The following is a 21,788-nucleotide window of genomic DNA, read 5'->3' as shown; positions in this document are numbered from 1 at the left end:
TCAGTCTCTAGGAAATTTCTATATATTTAGCATAACTAGTCGCAATTTCTTCCATACCTAACTTGAAGCTAGCGAGCAATAAAGCAGCCGCTTGATTGCCCTTTTCAGCACTGTCCAAGCTAACTTTCAGATATCCGCCGTGCTCTTCATCAGCAGTCAACTCTATCTGTGCTTTAGCCAGTTTCTGCAGTCCATTCACAGTACTAATAGCCAAGGCAGAAACTCCCGCACAAACGATATCTTGACCGTATTCGCCAGATTCAGCATGTCCAGTCAACTCAAAGCCGCAAATCTGCTTGCTGGTATAAAGAAAATGTGCTTTGATCATATTAAACCTCTTTTTAAGCCCTTTGCTTACTAAGCGTTGATCGCGTCGATCACAACTTTTGTATATGGTTGACGATGACCTTGCTTTGTATGTGAATGTTTCTTTGGCTTATACTTGAAAGTAACAACCTTCTTTGCGCGGCCTTGTTTTTCAACAGTTCCTGTCACAGTTGCGCCGTCAACAAATGGTTTGCCAACAACAGCCTGATCGCCACCTACCAAGACAACTTGGTCAAAAGTAACTTTTTCACCAGCTTCAGCAGCAAGCTTTTCAACATAGATTGCTTGACCTGCTTCTACTTTAAGCTGCTTTCCACCTGTTTTGATAATTGCGTACATTTAGTGCACCTCCTTAACATTACTTAGACTCGCCGTGCTTCAGCGGACCCCAAATCAACTTTGGTAGCCACTTCAATAACTGCTCACGTGCGGTTGCAGTTGCAGCATGCACAAATACAACATTGAAATGATACCAGATAAATAGCAAGCCGTCAATCCCTTTGGACTGGACTTACCAATAAAAAAACCTGTTTGCTTGCAAGAAGCATAACAGGTTTTACATCGTGTGTGATGGCGCGGGAGAGATTCGAACTCTCGACCGTCCGCTTAGAAGGCGGATGCTCTATCCAGCTGAGCTACCGAGCCATGAACAACACTAGATATTATAGTGTATCCCCTACACACTGTCAAACCTTTTTTTGAAGCACTCGAAAAAGGATCCCTAAAGCAAACAACTCTTTTTAGTTGAAACATTTTTGTAACCGTGCGATAATATCAATGTAACATAAATGTAATATCAAAACAAAGAAAAGGGTGATTGAAATGATACCATTTTTTGCAATCGTTGGCATTCTTATTCTTGCAGGTGTTATTCAATACTACGGCAGTCAGCGCAAGGAACGTGCAAGTTACAAACATTTCGAACAAGATGAACAAAAGACCAGCTTTTAATTTCTTCTTGTAACAATTGCTTATACTTAAGCAGAAATTGTCTACGTCCGCACCCCTAGGTCTGAGAAGCCATTGCTAGAAATTTATACTTCGTATTCAATTACGTGCACTGCTAAAAAATGTTTGATTTCAAAATGGGGGCTGTGACAAAAGTTAACTTTTGTCACAGCCCCTCTTTTATTGCGGATAAACGTGTTCCATAAGTCAAAATTCTCCGTCTAACTTCGAATTACTCATAGCAAAGTACGCAAAGTACTCGCTATGTTCGTAATTCGAGTTAGCACTCAAATTTTCCCGACTTAGGTCACACCCTCTTTTTTTGTGAATTATCAAAATCAAAGCTGACAACATTGCACATTAAATATAGCCAAACGTGCGTGCAAGTTCTTATTTGCTGAAATGTTTATACTTACGTAAAAAGTCCAGACTAAATAAAATTGACGCAAGTGTGAGCAGCAAACTTCCAAAGAATGACACCTCACGACTTGCTGCTTGATTATCACCTGTTTGTGGTAATGTAACTTCTCCTAGGGCTGCTTGCTTGACAGTCTGTGCCGCAGCTGAGGTTGCTCTAGTGTCGGATGCCTTTTTAGTGTTAGCCTCTGTAACCCCATGAGCACTGCTTAGCTTCATAACCTCTGTTGTAGGTTTTACCAAAGTACCTTGCTGATCTGTCGCTGAAATTGCCTTGGCCTTATCTGTGACGTTTTTAGCTGTAGATGTTGCAGCAGCCGCTGTTTGCTGGTTGGTAGCACCAGTGATATGGGAAGCATTAGTAGTAGGTGTTTCAGCGGCTGTGTCGACTGCTGATTCAACTGCCAATTTCTGTTGCAGTGCTTTTTCCTGCAGTTGCAATGTCTGCAATTGCTGTTGTGCACTAGTCAATTTTTGCGCTGCTTGCGTATAAACGGCCTGTTGACTGTCATACTCACTTTTAGCGACCGTATAGGCTTGATTAGCCGCAGCAAGTTGCGCTAAAGCTGTTTGATAGGCAGTCTGCGCTGCTTGTAAGTTTGCAGCTGCATTCGTCAACTGAGCGAGGTTTGCTTGCGCAGCAGCAAGCTTTGTCTTAGCGGTAGTCAAGGCAGTTTCAGCCGCTGTTTGTGCAGCAACTGCTGTCGCAACTTTTTGCTTAGCAGCCGTTAATGCTGCTGTGGCTTTAACTGTTGCTGCTTGAGCTGCAGCATAAATAGCCTGTTTTTGTTCCAAAACAGATTGATCGGCAGCGATTTTAGCTTGCAATTCCTGTGAAGCGGTTTGTTCAGATGCAGCTTTTGCTTTCAAAGTAGCTAGTTTAGTATTAAGCGTTGCCAAGGTATTGTTGACAGTTGTTAATTGGTTGTTAATACTATTGAGTTTATTTTGAAGCGTAGTTACGGTATTTTCAGCAGCGATCTTTTGTGCTGTTACAGTAGCGGCATTTGTTTTAGCAGCCGTTAATGTTGCCGTATCTGTGTTTAATTTGTTAACTGCGGCAGTATAAGCAGCACTAGCGGTGTTGTCGGCTGTAGTAGCATTATCCAATGCTGTTTGTGCAGCTGCAATTTGCGTTGCTGTAGCGCCTGTCGCTGAAATTGTTTTATCCGTTGTGTCGAATGTTTCAGCAAATTTGGTGCTGTCTTTGACATACGTTGTATTTGAATTTACGAGTTCGAAATGAATATTACCATATTTATCAAAACTTACAGCGAAATAATCAATGGAACTAGCATTGTAATGATTTGCATTCAGACCAAGTAATGAAATTGTATGACCGTAACTAGATGATGAATCATCAAACATCATTTCATAAATTGCATCGTAAATGTATTTCTTAGCGTCGTACATTGTCATGGTTGTATCGAAAGCAGCATCATATGATTCAAGGTCTTCGTAATAATTCCCTGTATCAGCTAGACCGTAGTTATCAGCTGCTTTTTCAATTGCAGATACATCATGACCGCTATCGTACCCAGACCATTTATCGCTATTGTAGTTAGTCGCTACTTGTTTAGCGAAATTGATTGCGCCATCAGTGACTTTAACTTTAACAGTCACTCCAGCTTGTTCGCGTAATTTGTTGAGCAGTGCAGCTGCATATGATGATAATTCGGTTGCTTGTGCAGTAGTCATATTATTAGCATCAATTGTAGTTGTTTTATCAGCAGCGCTAGCAGCAAATGTAGTGCCACTTCCAGCACCGTTGTCAACGATAGAAGGTGTTTGCTTAACGCTTGATGCTTCAGTACTTGTCAAGGTGATTTTACTACCGCCTGTGATTGATCCTTGACTATTTTTGAGTGTGTCAAGTGTTGTTTGTGCATCAGTTTTAGCCTTGTCAGCGGTTGTTTTAGAACTCGAAGCAGCAGCAACTGCTGAATTATCACTGTTTACTGCCGACTGCGCAGATGAGACAGCAGCATTGGCTGAATCGGTATCAATGCTGGATGCTTTACTTTGAGCATCTGATAAATCAGATTCGGCATTTGCTTTGTCACTGGTAAGAGACGCTTGGGATGATGAAGCGCTGCTAATTTGTGATTGGGTATCAGTGATTTGACTTGCAGTCTGAGAATCAACCCCAGCCTTATTTTGATCACTTTCTAATTGACTAGATGCTGAAGCAACATCAGCTTTTGCACTTGATTCAGCATTTGACGCTGTTGTTGCTGAGCTTTGTGCGCTGTCAGCGTTTGTTTGTGCTTCTTTCGTAGCTGCTGCGGCTGAACTTGCTGCTGCACTGCTGCTTGTAACAGTCTTGGCAGCATTTGAAACTTCGGACTGAGCTTTACTAATGTTTTCAGCTGTGGCGGTGTCTTTAGTTGTTTGAGCCGTGCTAACAGCACTCGCAGCACTTGAAACAGCTGCTGTGGCAGTTGACTTGGCAGCACTCGCCTGCTCTAGATTGCTTGACGCACTGGCAGCGACTTCTTTGGCCTTATCTGTTGTCGCCTGCTGTTTAGCAACTTCACTAGCAGCAGTTGCCGTTTGTGTCTGTGCTTTGCTAAGATTCTGCTTGGTATCATTAACCGCTTTTTGAGATGCTGCAGTTGCGCTAGTACTGCTAGCCGTGCTGACTGTATCTGCATGTGCGGTCGTAGTTGCTGCGGTTCCGGCGGTCACAACTGCCGCAGTCACTGCAACTTTTTTAATTAAAGTACTAACTTTTTCGTTTTTCATTGTTGAAAATCCCTTCTTCAATTAGACTGAATTTACTAACGCGAGGATGCATTTACTTTTTAGCGTTCATCTTCCTAAATGCAGCTTTAGTTAACTTGGCACCGCCTTTAAAGATTCCTTTTCCGACTGCTAATGCAGCTTTTTTAGCAAATTCGTCGGCTGCATCTTGTTGATCAAACTCTTCTTGCATTTGGCGTGCAGCTCGTGAAGGCGAATTTCTGTATTGCTCTTTTTCACGTTCCTTAGCATCTTGTGAAATTTGTCTTGTCTTGGTTAAATAATCTTTAAAAATTCCCATTACTTTACTCCTTATAAATCACCGAATACCTAATTCACCAGTGGCGTCCATTCCAAGTTTGTTTTAATAATCATCGCGATTCGCAATGAAGATGAAACTTCACTGATATGTAACTCATCCGTCAAAAAAGGACCATCTACCCCGAATAGAGCAGTGTGTTCTACTAGATTCTCCAAGGTCGCTTGCCGTTGAAAATAATCCTGTACCATTCCAAAAATGAGTTCAATGAAAGCTTGCTCATGAAAAACGACTGCCTGCTCATCTGCTGTATATGTGAAAAGATCAGCATGATAGTCAAAAGAACGGGCATTCCCCAATTCATCACTCTTACATTCCAAAGGTGCCCTGCCGCCAATCAAAATGTAATAAAGATTATATGCGGCATCCACCGCCTCAACACAGCGAATCGTGTGCTCTTCTGCTTCATTTCCAACTGCTTCTAAAAATTCTGCACCTTCTGCACTAATTGAAAAGTTACTTTTATAGATTTCTTGCAAAAACTTACGTAAATATCGATTTGAAGAGGCATACCGTGCATAATCTTCTTGGAACGCTTCCTCAAAAGGTGGGATCCCATCCATTTCTCTTAGTAAATTAAACATCCCTAATGTGTTTTTAGTCGGATACATGACGAAAGCTTCACGTTCCATCTCCTGCGGATCAAGATTGACGAATGAACCCATGCGATACGGACCATAATTTTGCTGATATTGCAACCGTTCAGCCTGATAAATTCTGTTTTCCTTTATTTCACTCACCTTCATTCTCCTAAAATTAAGATCTATATTTATGTCAATTTCCTCTAAGAATGTCCAATTTACATAAGTAGACCGCGCCTTATTAAGTATTCGCAAACAAAATATTAATTGAGCAAACAATTTTACTTTTTAATCACAACGACCTTGGGGCATTTTTATTCGTATATAGAATAGAGGGGACTTTTTAACATAAAGTCCCCTCTGGATCGTGATCATATTAGTAATTATCTTAAACAAAGTATAAAAATTATAAAAAATCAGATTTCAAACAAGAAACTTTCAAAAGGAGAATCTTATGGTAACTCGACATGCCCATCTAGTTGGACCAATCAAAGATCCCGCTGTTTTAGAACAAGTAAAAGATACCTTATTAAACAATTTTCAAGCTGGCAGGCGTAACTATACAGTTTTTCAAGTTGGGAAGGCGACTTTATTACGTGTCAGCGATGTTTTGTCATTACGTTACACAGATGTTTTTGAAAACAATGGTGCAGTCAAAGTAAGAACCTACACGCGTGATCAAAAAACTGGGAAACCTAATACTCTCTACCTCAAACCGGTCCGAAAAGACCTTAAAGCCTACCATACTTGGTTAGAAGATACTAATCTGCATTCAGAATGGTTATTTCCTTCTACTAAAAATGATACAAGGCATATTACCAGAAAGCAGTATTATAAAATAATGGCACGTACAGGTGACTTACTTGGTATTAACTACTTAGGGACTCACACTATGCGGAAAACAGGCGCTTATAAAGTCTATCAACAAACAGACCATAATATTGCCCTTGTAATGCGCCTGCTCAACCACAGTGACCAGAGCTCTACTCTTAAATATTTAGGCTTGGATCAAACAACTCGTGAAGCTATGCTAGACAGTATCAATTTCGATTGATTTATTCATAAAAAATTATTCTAAAATAGTCGTTGACTTAAACAAATTTATATTCGATAATTGCCCTAGAGGTCTTTATGTTAAAATGACTCCTTTTAGATTTTGCTTTTATCACAAATTATTTAAGCTTCAGTCGAATTAACAGTGGAGCTCACAAAATAATTATCTCAATTATTAATTATATCCTATTTTAATAGTGAATTTAAAGTTAAGATTTACTTACCATTTAAACAGACGACTTAAAAATAAAACAGAAGGGAGAGTGTGACATAAGTCGGTAAAATTTGAGTGCTAACTCGAAATTACGAACATAGCGGGTACTTTGCTATGAGTAATTCGAAGTTAGACGGAGAATTTTGACTTATGGAACACGTTTATCCGGAATAAAAGAGGGGCTATGACAAAAGTTAAATTTTGTCACAGCCCCTTCTTCTGTTTTATTTTACAATCTGCACATTAATGGTACCTCTAAAAAATTCTCCCACTTGACCACAATCTGCTCAAATTCAGCACCACTTGCCAGCTTCACGCTGCTTCTTTAGAACTGTTCACCACTTGCAGGTGGAAATATTTCCAAAAAAGCGGTCTGAATTTCTGCTGCAGAAAATCCTAAATCAACTAGGCCAAACTTAACAAAAATATGCCATGCATGGACAAAGGCTGCAGAGCGGCGTTTAAAATAACTATTGTTGAGAAGCTTTTGCATAATTAAATAATCATCCGCAACAAATCTGCTGACAGGCTTTTGCTCCAAATAAGTTAACTTTTCATCTGGCAATAATAGCAAGTAGGTCCATTTCTTTTCGTTGGCAATTCGCAAGAAAAGCGCAGTTACTTTACAAAAATCAGGTAAAAATGCAGCAGGCTTTTGCTCAAAATAAGCGTTAAATAACACCGCTAAATCAAGGTTAAGTTCACAAAAAAGTGCGGCCGGTCGCTTTGAAATCGGTGTATTTTCTACAAGCAGCTCAGTCTGCAACCGCGCACTATCCAGCATTTTCTTTACGTCCAAATGATCTGCTCCCGTCTTTTAGCTCTAATTAAAATAAAGAGAATCGGCCCGAATTTCAAGGCTTGCCAAGTTGTCCAGATACCATGCACGCAAAAAGGAGTATTTAAGTAAGATGTCAAACCATGACTCCTTGTGTTCAGGATCACTAACTTTTAGCACCCAGCCATCTGTTTCATTTTCACGCGTCTCTTGGGAAAATAGTCTGACGACCACATGATCATCAAGCTTTAAAACCGCTTCTCCTTCAGCACCGCGTTCAAGAATCCTGCCACCCTTTGCCGTTTCAACAAAGAGTTTATCCAAGACAGTGCTTGAAAGGTTGGGATCAGCTAATTGGTAAACAGCACTGTTTGAAGGATCCATTAAAGTAAAGTCGGTATCAAATCCAAAATCTTCTTTGAGAAACTTACCGATATCCAATAAATAGTTCTCAAAACCTCTTAATGCCGTTTCGGCAACTTTACCTTCATAATCTACCAATAATAACTGTGTTAACGCGCGGCTGTTAAAACGAAGAACCTGTTTTTCAAAGTTCAGATAAAAGAGGGTTTCGCCTGTATTCTTTTCAGTGTAATAGGCTCCGCGTTGGGCAGTCTCTTCAAGCTGAAATACAAAATATCCATGGGTATTGATGCCCGGAAACTCATGATAGAGTTCATGAAAACGATCAGAGGATTGCAAAATCACTCTTTCTCTGCCATGCAATGCTAATAAACGATTGAGAAAGATCAAATAGAAGTCAGATTGACTGTATTGTTGCGGAAAAGTCACAAACGAAGTATCTAGCTGATAAGCAACTAGCCTTTGCGCCGCTGTTAATAATTCTGTTGCACTCGTAGTTTCAATTAAAGTGTCTAATAATTCAGTAAAAACTTGTCCGTGTTTCAAGCTATCTTTCAACTGATCATTATAGGCCATTAATCTGCCAGAGGTACTCAAGGTAGCTGCGTTGGCAGCGGTCGACTCGGTGGTTGACTCTTGTGGTTCAAAAGTTTCTGTCGCTTGGCGTTCATCTTTACTCATTAGTATTCACCCGCCCTTTGGTTGCAATTAAATCAGCAATATAGTCGCGGTAAAGCGTCTCATTCTTCGCTTCAAAATTCTCAAAGCTACCAAACTTCGCAACAATACTCTGTTTCTCATAGCCTACCAGTGTATCCTCTTTGGATAACGCGAGTACTTGATTTTCATTATCTTTGATTAGACGATAAGCTTCTTGTGCCTTTTCATCTTGATCACTTAATTCGGAAAGACGATCTACCAGCTCTTGTTTGGCTTCTCTGAGCTTCGCAGCTTCCCAGGGCATGACCTTTTCTTGGGCGTTTTTCTTTAACTGCAACCGGACTTCTTCTTTTTCCTTGTCACGCTGATCTTGCGAGTCAATTAGAGCCTGTAGTTGGTCAGCTTGTTTCGATAAAGCTGCAATTTTATCAGTATTTAAGCGTTTGTTTTCAGCTTCTAATTCAAATGCACGCCGTAATTTTTCATACTCTGTTTGCTCAAAATCAAAGCTGACACGCAAAACATTTAATGTCCCAAAAAGGCGCCGGTCCCACCAATTACCAAAATAAAATTGATAGTGGCCCTTGCCAATTTGTTCAAAGTAGAAGAAAGGATAAGTCTCGCGCAAATAAGCAAGCAGATTACCACTGAGGTATTGGCCAAGATTATCTGCAATATCACTGACTAGGTTTTCATTTGCAGTATCAGCTGTTCCATGTTTAGATTGCATGACTTTTTCTGAATAGCGTTCGCCATCAATTAATTGATAAATAAGACGATCATTCCGATCCTCAACTGCCTGTGCCAAAGTCTGCAGATAACTAATTTTAGTTGCCACTGCCTTTGAAAGCTGCTGTGCTGCCACAGAATGTTCCTGCGTGCGGGCTTGATTTACATTTGTCACACCGATCTCCCCTTATTATGTATGCATAGATTTTAATCACTCTAAAAATCAGCATGCACTTATTCTTAAACACTAAAAATTCTATTTTCCCATTTATTATAGCATTGCAAACACTTTTAGCCCAAATACTAGCATAGTAAGCTGTTATTTCTCCTGATATTGCCGCTTAAAATCACTGATTCCCGCAAAGAAATAGCGCGCAGGGTCGGTATCATAAGCAACCTGTCCCTCTTGAGCAGAAAATAAGTGTTGCTGATATAGCTTTTCGTATTCAGAAACACTGACTTCCTGCCGCTCATTAAGCACTTGCAAATAATTGACATTCATCAATCCTTGTTTGAAATTCGGCTGTACAATTCCGCTGTAAAACTCAGCTTCTGCGCCTGAACCATAACTAAACAAGCCAATTCGTTGGCCCGCTCTGAGTTTTTCACTATTAAACAACAAGGAAAGCAAGCTAAGATACAACGAACCAGTGTACAAATTTCCCACTTCGCGGTTAAACGTCCGCGCATGTTCAAATTCTTGCACAAAGTTCACAGCTTCATCAGGACGAGCATCTTTTAAAGCGATCCGTAATGCTTTAAGTCCCATTTTAGTATATGGTAAGTGAAAAAGAAGGGCCGCAAAATCTCCCAACTGATAACCCGTCTTATCTAAATATGCCTGCCAGACATGGCTGAAGAAATTCAAATAGACATCCTCTGAATAACGGCCGTCTACCAGCGCTTCATTTTTTCCTAACGGACGCCAAAAATCCATAATATCTTGGGTATAGGCGGTACTTCCATCTTCAAGTGCTAAAATCTGAGGGTTGGTGCCAATCAATAGTGCCACTGCACCGCCGCCTTGTGTCGGTTCACCGGGAGACTTAATGCCATAACGCGCGTTATCCGCTGCAATCACGAGAACTTTGCTATCCGGGTTCAAGGCAACAAAACCGCGGGCCAATTGAATCCCTGCAGTCGCACCATAGCAAGCCTGTTTTAGCTCAATTGCTCTAATTTCTTTTTTGAGTCCCAATAAACGGGCTAAATAGACAGCCGTTGCCTTAGAGTTATCGATGCCCGACTCCGTTGCAAAGATCACATAGCTAATCTGCTCCTTATCGGCTGTTGTCAGTATCCGAGCTGCAGCATTTGCCGCCATTGTCACGACATCTTGGCTCGGAGGAATTACCGCCATTTTAGACTGACCGATTCCAATCAAATACTTGTTAGGATCTTCAGCGCGGGCAAAAGCGAGTTCCTTCATATCCACAAACAAATGCGATGTAAAGAAACCAATTTTGTCAATTCCGATTTTCATTTCTTTCACTCCCTTAAGAACTTTAGTCTTATCATACACGAAAAAAGCTCTTCCTCCTAGTTTTGCCCTAACTTTCACCTTCGCAATTTCTTTAAAGATTCCTTAAATTGACAGTTGTAACAACCGCAAATTTGCTTTGTTTAACTCGTGATTAACCGGCTAAAAAATATTTCACTCCACTTGTCTATTCACTTATATCAGAAATATTGTACAATCTAAAGCATAGTTGTTTTACAGCCATTCACCTGCAATTTCAGCAAACATCACTGGAAACAACTCAAATAACTTTTACGTACTTTGGAGGAAGACATGACACAAAATTTTACTATTGATACACAATTACAGCATCGTACCATCCGCGAATTTGCACCCGTAAAAGTGACACCAGCACAATTAGAAACACTCCTGCAAGTTGCGCGCCATACCTCAACCAGCATGTTTATGCAGCAGTTCACTATTATGCAGATTACCGACGATCAAAAAAAGGCAGCCATTCGAAAGATATCCACACAAGACTACGTTGGCGGAAACGGTGAGCTTCTCATTTTCGTGGTCGATTTATATCGCAATCAACAAATTAGAAAACAAATGCAAGCAGATGATGGGCGCTTACATCAAACCGATGTCTTCATTCAAGGAGTTGAGGATACCGTACTTGCAGTCCAAAATGTGGTCAATGCTGCAGAAAGCATGCAACTTGGTGCTGTCATCCTCGGCAGTATTGTCAATGATGCCCAAAAAATGATTGAACTTCTGGGACTGCCGCAAATGACTTTTCCTTTGTTAGGACTCCAAGTTGGCCAGCCCGCACAAAAACCGCAGCTTAAACCGCGACTTCCCTTGCCGTTTACTTTGTTTGAAAACACCTATCAGACTGCATTCGATGTTCACGCTTTGGCGCCTTATGATGAAGTTGTGCAAACCTATTATGACTTGCGCGATACCAATCGACGCATTGATTCCTTTACAAAACAAGTAGCCTCTGCCAAAATGGATCAGCGTGATACCAAGCGCAACCAAATTCTTGAAATATTACACAAACAGCAACTCTGCCTTGCTTAATGAAGCTATCTCATAGTTTTCATTGCTTTTTGCAATCTAAATTGGTATAATATTTATCGTTGTTGGAGAGTTGGCAGAGTGGTAATGCACCGGACTCGAAATCCGGCGAACCGGCTTATACCGGCGCGCAGGTTCAAATCCTGTACTCTCCTTATTATACTAATTTAACTTATGCTACAACCGTTAGAAACGCTGATATAAAGGCGTTTCTATTTTTTTATTTGCGTTGTCTTACGTTAATTTATGAAAAAGTGGCACGCAGACGGCACGCAGAACAAGAAAAAGAAAACTATATAATATTCATTTTATAGGAAAATTTTGTATAAAAAAGCCCCACTCAATTATGTGTGAGGTTATTTTATTAGCTTCCCATTACTCTGCCGTCTTTCATCAGTGAAGCCAATGTATTTAAATAGTAAGAACGGTAGACTTTCTTAGATGTCAGTGCACGCGTTGGTGTGATATCCAACGCATCAGCAAAAGTAACCAAGTCGTTCAGAATATCGACACCGTCTTTATCCCATGTCTTAGTGCTTGCGAGCGTTGTTTGATGTTCTGCTGGGACTTGGTAATCCAAAGAAATATCAAGATCTTCATCAGTAATTTTATCAGTAGCCAACACATCCATAGCCATCTTCTCAACTCGCGCATTAACACCTTGCACCAAAACATCGATGTCGTTGAATACACGATTCATAAGATACTGCTTTTCTTCCGGTGTCCGTGGATTCTTCAAAGCAATGAGATCTTTTTCTTTGATCTGCATCTTACGCTTAATGTACGCAAGTTCCATTGCTTTCTTTTCAGCTTGACGGCTGCCAATCTCGGCTTCGGCATCAAATGCAGACAGTGAAGCAATAATCGGTGTGCGTGTCCCGCCGCTCAACTGATCTAATTCAAGTGATTGTGTCCGGCGTGCTGGGAATAACGTATCACCCAACATTACTGGATAATCACGATTCCGGGTGTAATCTAAGATTTCTCGTTGCGAGAAAAGTTCTGCAATATCTGCAAAACGTTGTAAATCAATTAATTTTGGCATTAACAGTTCCTCCTAATTTGTGATTTGAACAAAAATACTAGCCTTGACCGCCTTGTGCGGCAGTTAAAGCATCAATATCCTTGAAATGAATTGTGGTCATTGCCTTAATTGCATCCGCAGACGGAGCAACTGGCAAGCGTTGACCAAGTACCCAACCTTCCTGAATGACTGCCACAGGCTGTTTGCCGTTAGTTACATCAACTTCGTTGTAGGTTACCCCGATTGCCTTAGCATCATTTGTCGGATAAACGGTCCCGGCAGGGATAATCTTGTGACCAAGATCGTCGGTCTGTACATTGTAGTTGGTGTTATCCACTGTCTGTGGAAATGGAACTAATGATACTTCTGAAGCTAAGAAATTGATCTGGTTAACTACTGTTTTCCCTTTTACATACATTGAAATTCCTCCTTATTTATTTGACTGTGTCCCAAATACTCTTTGCAGCACCCTTACTCTGCTTGTTTCGCTCTTGGGCAAAGGTTTCATCAGTAGACTTCGAACCGCCACCACCGGCACCAGGTGTTTTAGATGAATCAGCCAGTGCCTTATCAACACCTTGCTTGAGTGCCTCACGGAATCCCTCGGTAACTTCTTTGTAAGTTGCTTCAAGATTATCCGTATCAGCAAACGCAGGAGCGAAAGCCTTAGCAAGACTGACCGGTAAACCATCTTCAGCAAGTTTATTCGTGATATTAGCACGATTCTCTTTGACGGTAACTTCCTGCTCACGCTGATTAAGCTTTTCTTGCTTCTGATTGAAGTCATACTCGGCTTTCTCAGCGTCAGTCATCTTGTCGTAGGACTTCTTTTCCTTAGACTCTTTCTCCCACTTGGCTTTCAGATTCTCTGCAGCTTTTTCAAACCGCTTGTCATAAGCAGAATCAAACCAACTGTTGAATTCATCTTCAGTTTTGAATGCTTTGAACGGCTTATCTTCCGGCTCTGGGTTTGGTTCAGGATTTGGCGTTGGTTCTGGGGTTGGTGTTGGCTCTGGATCAGCGAAACGTTGCAGATTTAATAAAATGCTGTAAAATCGTATCTTTTCCATTGTGATTCCTCCTTAGCTCATGCACATTTAATTCACTCCACGAAAAATAGCACCCCACACACGGCAAACGCCCCATGTACAGTGCTATCAATCATTATGTAGAGTAGTTAAACCCACACACGCTATTTAATTTTGCCTAGTTTAGTGACATACGACAGGTCAAAAAAATTAGTATTCATGAATTATTCATTCTTTAAAAGGGTCTTCTTTTAAACTGAGTTTTACCCCTGCGAAAGGATCTTTTTCTGTATTCTCTTCAAAAAGATTACCATAATTACTCTTCGGCACAGAAATATTTTCTTTTTCACTAGCTCTTTTTTCAACGGCTAGATTGTCTATTTTTGAAGTTAATTGATCCAGAGCTTCTGTTATAGTCTTCTCATCCTGTCTACTATCAAAAACTATTTTTTGCACAGCATTATATATGGGGTTATCTTTATCCACTTTTGTATCACCCAACCCTATAATTGAATCCTTCAACATTTTTCTTGTTGTATTTAAATAATAATAAGAATCAATATAAGGAATATTTCTTTGATTTTGAATATCAAAAGGCAAGTCTGTTGCTTTATCAGACAATGTGACAACAGGTTTCCCCGTTGAGTGACGTAAAGAAAGTTCATACATAACATTAGGATTCAAGCCTGTTAAATTAGCAATAACTAAATCATCATTTACTATTTCTTTAATTATTTGATTAGTTATCAATCCAGGTTTACTCATTTCACTTGGTACAACTGGTTCTATATTCAGATTGCTTAAAACTGGTTTTATAACACTTTCTAATAAACCTTCTGATTTTTTGCGAACTGGCGAATTCTCCTCACCTATGGGCATTATTACAAAACATTTTCTTTTCTCAGGATTTTGCTCTTGAGATTCACAGTTTTGATTTTTTACTTCATCGCTCATTACACAACCACCCTTTTACTACTTCTATAGTGATTGTACAACATAAGTAACAAAAAGTTTAAATTTATTCCTCCTAAAATATTACCACTAACACGCACAACCAAAATAAAACGGCAAAAAACACCATGCACCCACACCCGCTACAACATCTCATTCATTAATCATCCTTTCCCAGTCACGATACGTTGTGCCTTGGCTAATCTTGAATTTCTTACCGGTATTCGGATTATTGGCATTCCTTGTGCCAGTGTATGGACTATTAGCGAAATGGATAACTGCTACCGTTCTACAGTTCGGATGAAATGGCGGATAGTCATTGCCAACCTCTGCATTCTCAACCTTGAACACCTTGCCGTCCATGTGCCGGCATATCTGAGACGTACGCTTATCTAGGACTGCAACGAGCTGGTACTCCTTCACATCTCGTTCTTTCCAACTATCAAGCTTTGTCTTGTTGTGGAAATAGTTAGCTTCAGTTCTGATCAGTCGTTTTGCATTGTAGATACCAGCGCCAAACTCTTTTTCAATTGCTTGTGCCATATCACGTTCAGACATTCCAGACATCTGCTGGGCGGTAAATAACTCATGGAGTCTCTCTGCTAGATTATCGGTGTTATCCCAGATACGCTGTGAGTAATTTTTACCGTGCCATTGTTCGTTTAACTCCTGCTTAACGTAACGCGTGGAAAGTTGCTTGAACTCAGTAACCTTCTTCTCTGGTACTGCGTTAACTGTCGTGATCTCCTTACCGGTTTCAGGATTAGCAATTCTAATTTGGCGTTTTGCTTTGTCTAACTCAGCCACATAACCTTTTTCGTAAAGCTGCACATCTTTGATAACATCACCAATTATCTTTTCTGCAGCAGCTTGATTCCATGCATCTTGAATTACTTTGGTGTACAGTCCAGTCGAATGTTCAACTTCAACGCTAGCTGCTTGTTTAACCGCAATGTAGGACTTAGCCTGTAACTCTTCTAAGCGAGTGATTCGTCCTTTAGCCGCTAATGCTGATAAGTAATCAGTGACTTGTTTCTTAGACTCAGCGTCTGTAACATTCTTGGCTAACGCACGCAGAGTTACAAGTTCAGTAGGACTAACCGTGGTGTTCATGATTTCCTTGACTTGTACCGCTGTGTAATTACCATTGTCAAAGTATCTTTTGTAAATATCATTGACCTGGTCACCCAAATATCTCTGAGCACGTAAATAAGCACGCGTTATGATCTCAACCTTCTCGTTGGCATCATCGTGTGCTTTTTGTTCGTTCCTAACTGCGCGTAACTGCCAGTAGGTTAGCTTATCTTTATCAGCCATATCATCAGACCTTTGTAGTAAATGAAAGGTTTTCTGGATACTGGTGCGCAATTGTTGCTAAAGTGTTCCCAAGAGCTCTCAGTAGCCTTTTATCGCCATCATCAATGTTTAAAACATCAGCATTATAATTAACACCATCATCATTAACATGACAAGAGGTTAAGTTTTGCGTAGTATGTTCCAAAAGAATTGAGACTGCAGCACACACAATATCTTTTCCTGGTTTAGCAAATTGCGCATGTCCAGTCGCTCGAATTGAAACTTGTCGCTCATCAAAGCGACGTGTCTCAATCATCTGAATCTGGATCATTTTTCTTCCCTCCCTTGCCATCATTATTGAATTCCGGATCATCAATACTCTTACCTGTATCACCCGATAAAGCTTGCTGACTATCTTTAATGTCATCAGCTTTCTGTTGTTTCATCTGGTCCGCTACTTCTTCCGGATCGTCAACATCAGGCAACCACCCATAAGTAATGGTTCGCGGAATGATTCCGTCTGCATTCTTCATGTTGGTAATAATATCTGATAAGTTAACCGGAATGTTTGGTGTGAAGGTAATCTTGCAACCAGAAGCATCAACGCCTTGTCCTTTTTTATTCAGGATGTTCTGCATTAAAGCTAAACGTCTGCGCAGTCCTTTGACCAGATATCTCGTTTTGGTAGACAGCAGATTTAGCAAACCAAACAGCTTGTATTTCATTGCTTCTCCTGAGACATTGCCCATGAAGTTCTCATCGTTCATGTTAGGAACATAAGAAATCTTGTGAATGTCATTCTCGATTGACTTGGCTAACAATTCCACTTGGGTTTCATCTAACTGTTTAGTGAGCCATTCGACTGATGCACCATCTTCGCCTTTGCCTGGTGCCCCGTCAATAAAGCCATTCTTGAGTTTACTCTTGCTTTCTTCCTCATCATCACCCATTAAGCTGAATCCATACACAATCAGTAAAGCGTCAATAAAGTCTTGCTTATCAGTAATCCGATCAGACTGTAACGTGTTGTAGGCATCAATCAGTGACTTGCATTGTTCAAAATCGCCTTGTCGCTCTTCGTTATTTCTGAACTCGACTACTGGTACATCACCAAAGTAATGCGGTGTTACTTTCCTGCTGTCGATATTGCTATCATCCAAGTTGTAACCGAATCTTGTGCGATAAGAAATTAGCTGTGTCTTGGTGTACACATCGAGTAAATAGCCGTTAGCTGTTCCATCCAGATCAAACTTTTCTTGAATGTGAATCGCAAACAACGGATTATGTTCGACCGTATCATCGGTACACATTGCAATACCTCGTGGATCGATACATTCAATCCGTTCCTCTGTAATCGGTTGTTTCTGCTTATCATCTGCAAACCCTGTCGTTTTAAGATAATGAACTTCAAAGCCGACACCGAACACGCTCAAATCTTTCTCAAGCTCCGCATCATGTGTCTGAACATCCATCTTATTGAATTCATCAGTAATCGGATCAATGTTCTTACCTTTTTCAGCTGTATACGCAATTGGATTGCCAGTAGTAAAACCAACGTTCATATCGGTGATGTACTTGGCGTGATTAACGACTACCTTGTTATTGCTGCTGTACTGGTTATTAACCATCGAATGGTCAAGTATTTCCTGCTTGCCATCGTAGTAATCTGACAGCATTTGCAGTCTGCGTTTTCTTCTGTTGTGCTGCTGGACTACGTAATTTAAAACTTTATAACTAGGATTGTTTGAATCCTGTAGTAACTCTGAATCAATCGCAACTCCCACGTCCTCATCTCCAATCTATCGTTAATTTCTATAAAAGAAGCTAGGTTTCTTAGTAACCTTAGCTTTGATACGTTCATGTGTGTTGTAGATCGCATAACGAATGGCATCCATAACATCATCATTTTCTTTGACTGGTAAACCGCTCTTTTCATCCCACACATACTGGTAAATCTCATCAAGAAAACTTTCAATTGATTCTTCCACAACAAAAAAGTGACCAGTTTTTATCAACTTGGCCACCGATTCAATACCTGAAATAACACTTTTCTTTGCGTTGAAACAATCTATGAATTCTCTTTTAAATCTCGAAACATGCTCTGGGCGAGCTGAATCAGCCCAAAATTTGACTCTTTTCCCGTATCTTTTCTGAATGTCCTTTGCCACACTCACCCAATAATCAATTTCCTTATACTGTTTTGTATGTTCCTCTACTAGGTAAGTATTACCGTCCTTATCATCACCAAGCACAACGATTGTACCCTTATGCTCATAGCCCCAATCGACACCAACATAATACTTAAGATCATTTGGAAGTTTATCTCGTGGAATAATCATCGTGTCCTTGTCGAAGTCTTGATACACCATTCCGTCACCAGACACCCACAACCCCAAAATGCTACGATCATAGAACATTCCTGTAGGCGTTCCGGCCTTCATATTCTGAACGTATTTAGCATCTAAAAACTTGTTATCATCAATCGTAAAATGAAAGCTTACTACACCAGCTTTAGGATCCTGATTATCAATGTAGTCTTTCTTTAAGTAATGAGTTGGTACATCAGGGTTAGTATCACAGATGATACGTGCATCTTTAGCAGAACAACGATTAAGAATTTCATTAAACACTTCTTCGTTAGCAAGGGATGCTTCGTTCACATATGCTCCAAAACTAGTCATACCACGAATGGCACCTAGCCCAGCGATTGAACCAGTAAACGTCTGCACAATCTTAACGCCAAACAAAACAAACGAACCATGCTTATCAAACTTAAATTCAATGCCATACTTGTTCGATATTTCCTGTAGCACGTTATTTTGCAACGACTTGCTGGAATAACCAGCTAGAATATACATTGGCTCAGCTACGTCTACCTTGTCTGCTAGCATACGTACTCGACGCAACTCCATCAGGAAAATATCATTATCAATAACTGTTTTACCAGAACGCACAGCACCGTAATTAATCAGCAATCGCCAATCGTGACGATGAAGCACCGTCTTCATCACGTCTATTTGTTTAGGTGAATACAAATCAGTTATCGTTGTTATCATTCCCTTCGATTGCGTCATCTATCTTGTCTAACAGCTTAGATACCTTAGCTTCAGTATCATCACCCTTATCATTAAGGATATGTGCCTTAGCCTTTGCGATGTCTGCTTCAGCTTTTAGCTTGCGTTCCTTCTGCTTGCTTAATTCATCTAAAGCAGGCAATCGTTCAAGCAACTCTTTCATCGCTTTCTGCTTGTCATACATTTCAACGACTGCCTCGCCTTTATCAATCCTGATTGACTTGATATTAGAAGTATCAATTTCTTTGCTGTTACGCATTTTAACAATCTGTTCATAGTAGAAATCCTGTTTTCCGGTATCTGGATCAATGACAGGAACATAATCATAAGGATTACTTTTTGGACCATATTTACCATCTTTTGAGTAGTCCTTTTGCCACTTTAGTCGCTTAACAGTCTCAAACTCAACAACGTCTGTAACGTCCGCTGTAGCTTGATTGAGATACCCTTGGAGAATATCATTAGCATCAACATAAAGCTCTTGCGACTGCTGTTTCTTTAATTCTGTAAGCATCGTTTTAATCTTAGGAATTCCTAGGAGTCTATGTCCTTCAACCATTGCAACTTCATAACTACACCCATAAGCTTGTCGATATGCCCATGTTGCGTTAAATCGTTGCAAATAAAAAAGACAGAAACGTTTTCGTTTTTCTGTCAGTTCATCATTATCTGTTATTTTTTCGACTGCAATCTTTGTAATTTTGTGTGCACCTTTTTTCGGTTTTGTGTGCATACTTTTTTTAACAGGTGCACCCCTTTGCCAACCATATCTATTCTTCCAAGACTTTAAGGTGTTGATAGGTATTTCATTCTTAGCAGCAATATCTTTGTACTTCATACCTGCCAAATAGTCTTTTTTAGCCTGCTCTTGTTTTGTCATGTCATATCACCACCACCTTACTTACCATATTTGTTTCGGAGCACTTTATTTTTTTCATTAATAATTGTGCCTAGTTTTAACATGGGCCGAGCTAACTGGTCATTTAAATCATTCAGTTGATTATTATCATGATTATTTATATACTCAATAAATAATTTAACAGAATTTGCCTCAGCACTATAACACTCTTTCGTTAATATTTGAAATAGCATAAATAAATTAGGCATCTGATCTTTCCAAACTTCTTTCAGTGTATACGAGGCATCTTTCTTTTCATAGCTTCTGGCAGTTTTAATGCTTTCACTAATTCTATCTAATTTTGATATTTCATGTTCTAATTTTAATGCTTTTTCTTTTTTTTCACTATTACTCTTGTCGAAAGCTAACATTAAAGAAAGTACAGCTGTACTAATAGATCCTATACCGCTAACCCAATTTGCTAAAGACCCATAATCTCCATTTTCAATCACAAACACTATAGTAAATAATATAGCTGGGAATAAGAAACCAATTGCTGCCGAAAATAATATCCGCCAATTTATCCAGCCCTGTGCTGAGTTGGTATCATTAAGCACATCATTTTCGATGTAATTATACTCCGACTCTAGGTCATCACTTAAGCCATCAGCTTTTCCAATTAATGCTTCGTACACTGTATATTTGTAATCTAAATAATTATCTGTAAAATATTTTGCACAAATTTCTTCGAATTTTGCATCTAATTTCATAAGAAAAATAATCGCTGTTATAAATCCAGCTACAGTTAGGGCATCTACGCTACCCAAAGCAATATAATGAAATTGTTTTAAAAAACATACAACAAGAACCACTAATAGTACACAGATTGCTGTGTACATTAATCTTTGATAATCAATTAAAGATTTCAAATATTTTGCTTTATTGACAGCAGGAACCAACTTCTTTTTATCCGATATTTTTTTAGATAATACGATAATCAAATATTGTAAATAACTTAGAAGTACAAGAATAATAATAGAAATAACTATAACACTGGTTCTAAATAATATTTGGTGTGTATGATATATTTTAGTTTTTAACATAAAATTTAAAATAACATTAAAAAAAGTTAATATACCAATTTTAATTAATGTATCTGAAATTTTGGTGTTTAATTTAAAAATTTCTATCAAGTCATTATTCTTCAAAGAATTTGCTATTTTCCGCTTCAAACGAGGTGGAAAAGAATTACAAATATATTTTATAAAATTCAATTTAATTCTCCTCTAAAATTATTTTAACAGTTAAAATTAAACCTCTAATGTCTAAAAAAGTAAACAAAAATAGCGTCCATTTCTGAACGCCATCGTTAAAATAATTATCTCTGGGGGAGATAAAGTTGTACCAACTTTGGCACAATACCATTTTAATACGAAAATAGGCTTTAGTTTTGTCAACTTTTTGCATGATTAAAAAATATCATATAATCCAAGTTCTTTGGCTACTTTTTCAATAAAGGAATTCCTTAGTGCATAAGCTTTCCGTAACCCTACACCTACTATGTTATTTTGTACTAATCCATTCATGGTAAATTGTGGTCGCCTGCTAAAATACATTTCTTGTATAATCCTTTCAGTATCCTCCCTAGCCTCCTCTAAGCAGTTATCAATTACATCTCGTTGTTTCTTCAATGAATTTAACGCCCTATCTTCATCAATGGTAATGATCATTCTCTCCACTACCTCGGGTCTTTTGTTTTCTGCCTTTCCACCTCCAATATTTTCATCTGCTGGTTTAACTGGATATCTTAACTCCATTTCACGTGCTTCGATGTACTTATCAATCTTTGGATAGTCCCTAAGTATATCCTCAATCTTTCTAATCGTTGACTTTTTCACTCTTAC

General features: G+C 39.3%; 23 protein-coding genes, 2 tRNA genes and 1 other annotated feature. Of the genes, 4 read left to right on the top strand and 21 right to left on the bottom strand.

The window, feature by feature from the left end:
• Nucleotides 1-7: 7 nt before the first annotated feature.
• The 3 genes from AB3Y88_RS11380 to AB3Y88_RS11370 all read right to left on the bottom strand — a co-directional run bounded on the left by AB3Y88_RS11380 (nucleotide 8) and on the right by AB3Y88_RS11370 (nucleotide 972).
• A complete protein-coding gene (locus AB3Y88_RS11380) occupies nucleotides 8-328 on the bottom strand; it encodes a ribosomal-processing cysteine protease Prp (RefSeq protein ID WP_228887874.1) in 321 nt (106 codons plus the stop codon).
• 29 nt (nucleotides 329-357) lie between these two features.
• On the bottom strand, nucleotides 358-666 hold the full coding sequence (rplU, locus tag AB3Y88_RS11375) for a 50S ribosomal protein L21 (RefSeq protein ID WP_054756196.1): 309 nt from the start codon (nucleotides 664-666) through the stop codon (nucleotides 358-360).
• Nucleotides 667-681: 15 nt separating this feature from the next.
• Nucleotides 682-771, bottom strand: a sequence feature (ribosomal protein L21 leader region).
• Nucleotides 772-898: 127 nt separating this feature from the next.
• A tRNA-Arg gene (locus tag AB3Y88_RS11370) sits at nucleotides 899-972 on the bottom strand.
• A 177-nt stretch (nucleotides 973-1,149) separates the two neighbouring features.
• On the opposite strand from AB3Y88_RS11370, the gene AB3Y88_RS11365 reads away from it, so the two are divergent.
• Nucleotides 1,150-1,278 carry a hypothetical protein gene (locus AB3Y88_RS11365; protein ID WP_261907512.1) on the top strand — a complete coding sequence of 43 codons (129 nt, stop codon included), beginning with the start codon at nucleotides 1,150-1,152 and terminating at the stop codon, nucleotides 1,276-1,278.
• A gap of 387 nt (nucleotides 1,279-1,665) precedes the next feature.
• Here the strand turns inward: AB3Y88_RS11365 and AB3Y88_RS11360 are convergent, their stop codons facing one another.
• Genes AB3Y88_RS11360 through AB3Y88_RS11350 form a run of 3 tightly spaced genes read right to left on the bottom strand, consistent with a single transcriptional unit; the run spans nucleotide 1,666 to nucleotide 5,493 of the window.
• On the bottom strand, nucleotides 1,666-4,437 hold the full coding sequence (locus AB3Y88_RS11360; RefSeq protein ID WP_228887873.1) for an SEC10/PgrA surface exclusion domain-containing protein: 2,772 nt from the start codon (nucleotides 4,435-4,437) through the stop codon (nucleotides 1,666-1,668).
• Nucleotides 4,438-4,489: 52 nt separating this feature from the next.
• Nucleotides 4,490-4,735: a hypothetical protein gene (locus tag AB3Y88_RS11355; protein ID WP_054756192.1), complete on the bottom strand. Its 246-nt coding sequence runs from the start codon at nucleotides 4,733-4,735 to the stop codon at nucleotides 4,490-4,492.
• A 29-nt stretch (nucleotides 4,736-4,764) separates the two neighbouring features.
• The gene (locus AB3Y88_RS11350) at nucleotides 4,765-5,493 is read right to left on the bottom strand and encodes a hypothetical protein (RefSeq protein ID WP_228887872.1); all 729 of its coding nucleotides are present in this window, start codon (nucleotides 5,491-5,493) and stop codon (nucleotides 4,765-4,767) included.
• A gap of 295 nt (nucleotides 5,494-5,788) precedes the next feature.
• Between AB3Y88_RS11350 and AB3Y88_RS11345 the strand changes: the two genes are divergently transcribed.
• Nucleotides 5,789-6,388, top strand: a complete 600-nt coding sequence (locus AB3Y88_RS11345; protein WP_054756188.1) for a tyrosine-type recombinase/integrase — start codon at nucleotides 5,789-5,791, stop codon at nucleotides 6,386-6,388.
• A gap of 538 nt (nucleotides 6,389-6,926) precedes the next feature.
• Here AB3Y88_RS11345 and AB3Y88_RS11340 read toward each other — a convergent pair.
• The 4 genes from AB3Y88_RS11340 to AB3Y88_RS11325 form a co-directional block, all read right to left on the bottom strand.
• Nucleotides 6,927-7,400, bottom strand: a complete 474-nt coding sequence (locus AB3Y88_RS11340) for a hypothetical protein (RefSeq protein WP_367293435.1) — start codon at nucleotides 7,398-7,400, stop codon at nucleotides 6,927-6,929.
• 24 nt (nucleotides 7,401-7,424) lie between these two features.
• A complete protein-coding gene (locus AB3Y88_RS11335; RefSeq protein WP_228887870.1) occupies nucleotides 7,425-8,423 on the bottom strand; it encodes a hypothetical protein in 999 nt (332 codons plus the stop codon).
• Nucleotides 8,416-9,306: a hypothetical protein gene (locus AB3Y88_RS11330; protein WP_054756184.1), complete on the bottom strand. Its 891-nt coding sequence runs from the start codon at nucleotides 9,304-9,306 to the stop codon at nucleotides 8,416-8,418. The genes AB3Y88_RS11335 and AB3Y88_RS11330 overlap by 8 nt, the downstream gene beginning before the upstream one ends.
• Nucleotides 9,307-9,450: 144 nt before the next feature.
• The gene (locus AB3Y88_RS11325; protein ID WP_228887869.1) at nucleotides 9,451-10,614 is read right to left on the bottom strand and encodes a hydroxymethylglutaryl-CoA synthase; all 1,164 of its coding nucleotides are present in this window, start codon (nucleotides 10,612-10,614) and stop codon (nucleotides 9,451-9,453) included.
• Between the two features lie 309 nt (nucleotides 10,615-10,923).
• On the opposite strand from AB3Y88_RS11325, the gene AB3Y88_RS11320 reads away from it, so the two are divergent.
• Together AB3Y88_RS11320 and AB3Y88_RS11315 are read left to right on the top strand one after the other, a co-directional pair.
• The gene (locus AB3Y88_RS11320; protein WP_228887868.1) at nucleotides 10,924-11,676 is read left to right on the top strand and encodes an NADPH-dependent oxidoreductase; all 753 of its coding nucleotides are present in this window, start codon (nucleotides 10,924-10,926) and stop codon (nucleotides 11,674-11,676) included.
• A 64-nt stretch (nucleotides 11,677-11,740) separates the two neighbouring features.
• A tRNA-Ser gene (locus AB3Y88_RS11315) sits at nucleotides 11,741-11,828 on the top strand.
• Between the two features lie 209 nt (nucleotides 11,829-12,037).
• On the opposite strand, the gene AB3Y88_RS11310 is transcribed toward AB3Y88_RS11315, so the two are convergent.
• From AB3Y88_RS11310 to AB3Y88_RS11260, 11 genes are all read right to left on the bottom strand, one after another.
• The gene (locus AB3Y88_RS11310; protein ID WP_261909408.1) at nucleotides 12,038-12,718 is read right to left on the bottom strand and encodes a major capsid protein; all 681 of its coding nucleotides are present in this window, start codon (nucleotides 12,716-12,718) and stop codon (nucleotides 12,038-12,040) included.
• A 37-nt stretch (nucleotides 12,719-12,755) separates the two neighbouring features.
• A complete protein-coding gene (locus AB3Y88_RS11305; RefSeq protein WP_054756182.1) occupies nucleotides 12,756-13,115 on the bottom strand; it encodes a hypothetical protein in 360 nt (119 codons plus the stop codon).
• Between the two features lie 16 nt (nucleotides 13,116-13,131).
• Nucleotides 13,132-13,767 carry a DUF4355 domain-containing protein gene (locus tag AB3Y88_RS11300; RefSeq protein ID WP_228887866.1) on the bottom strand — a complete coding sequence of 212 codons (636 nt, stop codon included), beginning with the start codon at nucleotides 13,765-13,767 and terminating at the stop codon, nucleotides 13,132-13,134.
• Between the two features lie 186 nt (nucleotides 13,768-13,953).
• Complete coding sequence (locus AB3Y88_RS11295; RefSeq protein ID WP_228887865.1) at nucleotides 13,954-14,679, bottom strand: hypothetical protein; 726 nt, start codon at nucleotides 14,677-14,679, stop codon at nucleotides 13,954-13,956.
• A gap of 150 nt (nucleotides 14,680-14,829) precedes the next feature.
• Nucleotides 14,830-15,993: a minor capsid protein gene (locus tag AB3Y88_RS11290; RefSeq protein WP_228887864.1), complete on the bottom strand. Its 1,164-nt coding sequence runs from the start codon at nucleotides 15,991-15,993 to the stop codon at nucleotides 14,830-14,832.
• A 4-nt stretch (nucleotides 15,994-15,997) separates the two neighbouring features.
• A complete protein-coding gene (locus tag AB3Y88_RS11285; protein WP_228887863.1) occupies nucleotides 15,998-16,303 on the bottom strand; it encodes a ribosomal-processing cysteine protease Prp in 306 nt (101 codons plus the stop codon).
• Entirely contained in the window at nucleotides 16,281-17,756 is a 1,476-nt protein-coding gene (locus tag AB3Y88_RS11280) for a phage portal protein (protein WP_228887862.1), read from the bottom strand. Before AB3Y88_RS11280 ends, AB3Y88_RS11285 begins: the two co-directional genes overlap by 23 nt.
• A gap of 21 nt (nucleotides 17,757-17,777) precedes the next feature.
• Nucleotides 17,778-19,028: a PBSX family phage terminase large subunit gene (locus AB3Y88_RS11275; RefSeq protein ID WP_261909407.1), complete on the bottom strand. Its 1,251-nt coding sequence runs from the start codon at nucleotides 19,026-19,028 to the stop codon at nucleotides 17,778-17,780.
• Nucleotides 19,009-19,926 carry a terminase small subunit gene (locus tag AB3Y88_RS11270; RefSeq protein ID WP_228887860.1) on the bottom strand — a complete coding sequence of 306 codons (918 nt, stop codon included), beginning with the start codon at nucleotides 19,924-19,926 and terminating at the stop codon, nucleotides 19,009-19,011. The genes AB3Y88_RS11275 and AB3Y88_RS11270 overlap by 20 nt, the downstream gene beginning before the upstream one ends.
• A gap of 17 nt (nucleotides 19,927-19,943) precedes the next feature.
• A complete protein-coding gene (locus AB3Y88_RS11265; RefSeq protein WP_228887859.1) occupies nucleotides 19,944-21,158 on the bottom strand; it encodes a hypothetical protein in 1,215 nt (404 codons plus the stop codon).
• 195 nt (nucleotides 21,159-21,353) lie between these two features.
• The gene (locus tag AB3Y88_RS11260; protein WP_228887858.1) at nucleotides 21,354-21,782 is read right to left on the bottom strand and encodes a transcriptional regulator; all 429 of its coding nucleotides are present in this window, start codon (nucleotides 21,780-21,782) and stop codon (nucleotides 21,354-21,356) included.
• Between the last annotated feature and the right edge of the window lie 6 nt (nucleotides 21,783-21,788).

It is taken from the genome of Liquorilactobacillus satsumensis, assembly GCF_964065465.1.
Lineage (GTDB): Bacteria > Bacillota > Bacilli > Lactobacillales > Lactobacillaceae > Liquorilactobacillus > Liquorilactobacillus satsumensis.
The sequence above is the reverse complement of the archived record's forward strand: the minus strand, read 5'-3'. Positions and strand labels throughout refer to the sequence as shown.

Bases quoted from the DNA above. Each gene is read 5' to 3' on its own strand.
- AB3Y88_RS11360 (WP_228887873.1), bottom strand. From the start codon at position 4,437: ATGAAAAACGAAAAAGTTAGTACTTTAATTAAAAAAGTTGCAGTGACT.
- AB3Y88_RS11325 (WP_228887869.1), bottom strand. From the start codon at position 10,614: ATGAAAATCGGAATTGACAAAATTGGTTTCTTTACATCGCATTTGTTT.
- AB3Y88_RS11355 (WP_054756192.1), bottom strand. From the start codon at position 4,735: ATGGGAATTTTTAAAGATTATTTAACCAAGACAAGACAAATTTCACAA.
- AB3Y88_RS11285 (WP_228887863.1), bottom strand. From the start codon at position 16,303: ATGATCCAGATTCAGATGATTGAGACACGTCGCTTTGATGAGCGACAA.
- AB3Y88_RS11320 (WP_228887868.1), top strand. From the start codon at position 10,924: ATGACACAAAATTTTACTATTGATACACAATTACAGCATCGTACCATC.
- AB3Y88_RS11290 (WP_228887864.1), bottom strand. From the start codon at position 15,993: ATGGCTGATAAAGATAAGCTAACCTACTGGCAGTTACGCGCAGTTAGG.
- AB3Y88_RS11305 (WP_054756182.1), bottom strand. From the start codon at position 13,115: ATGTATGTAAAAGGGAAAACAGTAGTTAACCAGATCAATTTCTTAGCT.
- AB3Y88_RS11310 (WP_261909408.1), bottom strand. From the start codon at position 12,718: ATGCCAAAATTAATTGATTTACAACGTTTTGCAGATATTGCAGAACTT.
- AB3Y88_RS11300 (WP_228887866.1), bottom strand. From the start codon at position 13,767: ATGGAAAAGATACGATTTTACAGCATTTTATTAAATCTGCAACGTTTC.
- AB3Y88_RS11335 (WP_228887870.1), bottom strand. From the start codon at position 8,423: ATGAGTAAAGATGAACGCCAAGCGACAGAAACTTTTGAACCACAAGAG.
- rplU (WP_054756196.1), bottom strand. From the start codon at position 666: ATGTACGCAATTATCAAAACAGGTGGAAAGCAGCTTAAAGTAGAAGCA.
- AB3Y88_RS11380 (WP_228887874.1), bottom strand. From the start codon at position 328: ATGATCAAAGCACATTTTCTTTATACCAGCAAGCAGATTTGCGGCTTT.
- AB3Y88_RS11345 (WP_054756188.1), top strand. From the start codon at position 5,789: ATGGTAACTCGACATGCCCATCTAGTTGGACCAATCAAAGATCCCGCT.
- AB3Y88_RS11275 (WP_261909407.1), bottom strand. From the start codon at position 19,028: ATGATAACAACGATAACTGATTTGTATTCACCTAAACAAATAGACGTG.
- AB3Y88_RS11270 (WP_228887860.1), bottom strand. From the start codon at position 19,926: ATGACAAAACAAGAGCAGGCTAAAAAAGACTATTTGGCAGGTATGAAG.
- AB3Y88_RS11295 (WP_228887865.1), bottom strand. From the start codon at position 14,679: ATGAGCGATGAAGTAAAAAATCAAAACTGTGAATCTCAAGAGCAAAAT.
- AB3Y88_RS11365 (WP_261907512.1), top strand. From the start codon at position 1,150: ATGATACCATTTTTTGCAATCGTTGGCATTCTTATTCTTGCAGGTGTT.